4 protein-coding genes are annotated in these 2195 nt (G+C 56.4%); 2 read left to right on the top strand and 2 right to left on the bottom strand.

The genetic code is table 11. The annotated features are described in order from the left end of the window. A partial coding sequence (locus tag A3754_RS22445; protein ID WP_255363154.1) for an acyl-CoA dehydrogenase family protein occupies window positions 1-674 on the top strand: 674 nt, incomplete at its 5' end. A gap of 349 nt (window positions 675-1023) precedes the next feature. Continuing rightward, window positions 1024-1353: a hypothetical protein gene (locus tag A3754_RS22440; protein ID WP_063518881.1), complete on the top strand. Its 330-nt coding sequence runs from the start codon at window positions 1024-1026 to the stop codon at window positions 1351-1353. Between the two features lie 171 nt (window positions 1354-1524). Here the strand turns inward: A3754_RS22440 and A3754_RS22435 are convergent, their stop codons facing one another. After that, a complete protein-coding gene (locus tag A3754_RS22435) occupies window positions 1525-1959 on the bottom strand; it encodes a hypothetical protein (protein WP_063521386.1) in 435 nt (144 codons plus the stop codon). A 25-nt stretch (window positions 1960-1984) separates the two neighbouring features. Beyond that, on the bottom strand, window positions 1985-2195 hold a 211-nt coding region (locus A3754_RS22430), incomplete at its 5' end, for a helix-turn-helix transcriptional regulator (RefSeq protein ID WP_156497152.1).

Genomic DNA, 2195 nt, shown 5'->3' with positions numbered 1-2195 from the left:
GGGCCAGCCTGGATCCGAAACTGGGTCGCGCTGCCATCAAGTCGTTCGTGGTGGACTGGGGCACCCCGGGCATGGAACTGGCACGGCTGGAGAAGAAGCTGGGCATCCGCGCCTCCGACACCGCCGCCATCAACTTCGTGGACTGCCGGGTACCGGCAGAAAACCTGCTGGGCAGCCCGGAGATTGACACCAAGAAAGGCTTCGCCGGTGTCATGGAGACGTTTGATAACACCCGCCCGCTGGTGGCCGCCATGGCCATTGGTTGCGCCAAAGCCTCCCTGGAGCGCATCAAGGAGTTGCTCAAAGACAGCATCACCTATGACTACGGCAAACCCGTGGACAACTGCTCTGCGGTGGAAGCGGAAATCTACAAGATGGAAGCGGACTGGGAAGCCGCCTACTGGCTGGCGGTAAAAGCCGCCTGGATGGCCGACAACAAGAAAGCCAACACCCTGGAAGCCTCCATCTCCAAGGCCAAGGCCGGCCGGGTCGGTAACACCATCACCCTGCGTTGTGTGGAACTGGCCGGCAGCCTGGGCTACACCGAAGACGAGTTACTGGAAAAATGGGCCCGTGATTCAAAGATTCTGGATATCTTTGAAGGCACCCAACAGATCCAGCAACTGGTTATTGCCCGTCGCGTGCTGGGGCTTAGCTCCAAGGAACTGAAGTAACGCCTTAGGCATTTTGCCGACGAATGAAAGAAGCCGTTTCTGAGTACTCAGAAGCGGCTTTTTTCATCGCTGACAACACACCACAACCGCCCCATACCGAATGACGCCGTTCAGGCCAATTCGCCCTATACAGCACCAGTATCTCAGTCTTATTCCCTACTGCACAAAGAGCCATAACGATGATGTTGCAGTGCCATCATGTATGCCAATATCCAATCAGATGGAACGCAATAAAAACACAACACCGGGTTACAGCTTTACCGCGATTAGACAACAGGTTCACCCGCGGCGGGGCAGTAAAGTGAAAGGTAGAAGGTGGAGTGGGACAATAAAAAAGGAAGGGATCCATATGTCAGCATTCAAATACACCATAATGGGTGCCGGACTGGCCGGATGCATGATGCTGGGCAACGCCGCCCATGCCAATCAGCAAGCCACGGTCATTATCAGCCAGAGCTGCGACTACATGCTGCTGAACTCCAGCAAGGGCATGGTGTTGGTCAAACAGCTGGATGGCATCACACCCCAGGAAGGGGATACCCTGCTCGGCGAATTCACCGCCGGGGATTTCAGCAACCTGCAAAACAATCGCAACAAGGATTCCATGCAGGTCTGGGTCGATACGGTTGATCCACACAGCAGCAAGGCGCTGAGCCAGTACGGCCGCTACTGCACTTGATAAGAAACGCAACACGGGACACGCTGCAAGCTGAAACGCGGGCCGGGTACGGTGTCACGCGATAACCGCCATGCCCGCGGGTTCAGTTGAACGTTCAAAGTGAAACGTTGAAAAGGAACGTCAGGGAATTTTCCGCCTTCCCTCTCTTTTTTCGTAGCTCGTAGCTCACCCTCATCTCATCACAAAGCCTGCGAACAGCACGGCGAAACCACCCACTTCCGCCGCGATCAGCGCGAGCATAAATACCGTCATGGCCGCCTGCGGTACCGTGGCCGAGCCCATGCTGTGTGGCTTTTGCAGTTGGTTGCGGGTGTCTTTAAGCATGCCGTGCAGAATATAACTGCCGATCGCCAGCGCGAAGAAAATCAGACAGGCCAGCACCGCCAGGGTGTTCACCCAGTCGTCCCAAACGCTGAGCAAGGCAAAGCGCTCCAGCACCAGGCATGCAAAGGCATACATCAAGCTGGCACGGTGGGCGATGTCCACATAGTAATGCGCCCGGGCTTTCTCACTATTGGCCACCTGCACATACTTCCAGGCGCCGGTCAGCAAGCCGACCAGAAAAAAGATGCCACAGCCCCAAAGCGCCCATTGATCCGCTGTCATTCCCTGCCCCTGTATTCGGTGTTAATTACATTTCAAAAAAGTGTGCCAACCGTTCCTGCATCATTGGCTCCGCATGGCAGAAGCGGCGGCGCCCTTCACGCTCCACACGGATCAGCCCCGCCTCCGACAGCTCCCGAACATGGTGGGACACTGTCGGTGCGCCAATATTGAGCCGCTGCATAAAATCCCCAAACGCACAGCCGGCAGGCACCTTGGCCAGATCCGCCTGACCATGC

This window comes from Alcanivorax sp. HI0083, assembly GCF_001635175.1.
The sequence above is the reverse complement of the archived record's forward strand: the minus strand, read 5'-3'. Positions and strand labels throughout refer to the sequence as shown.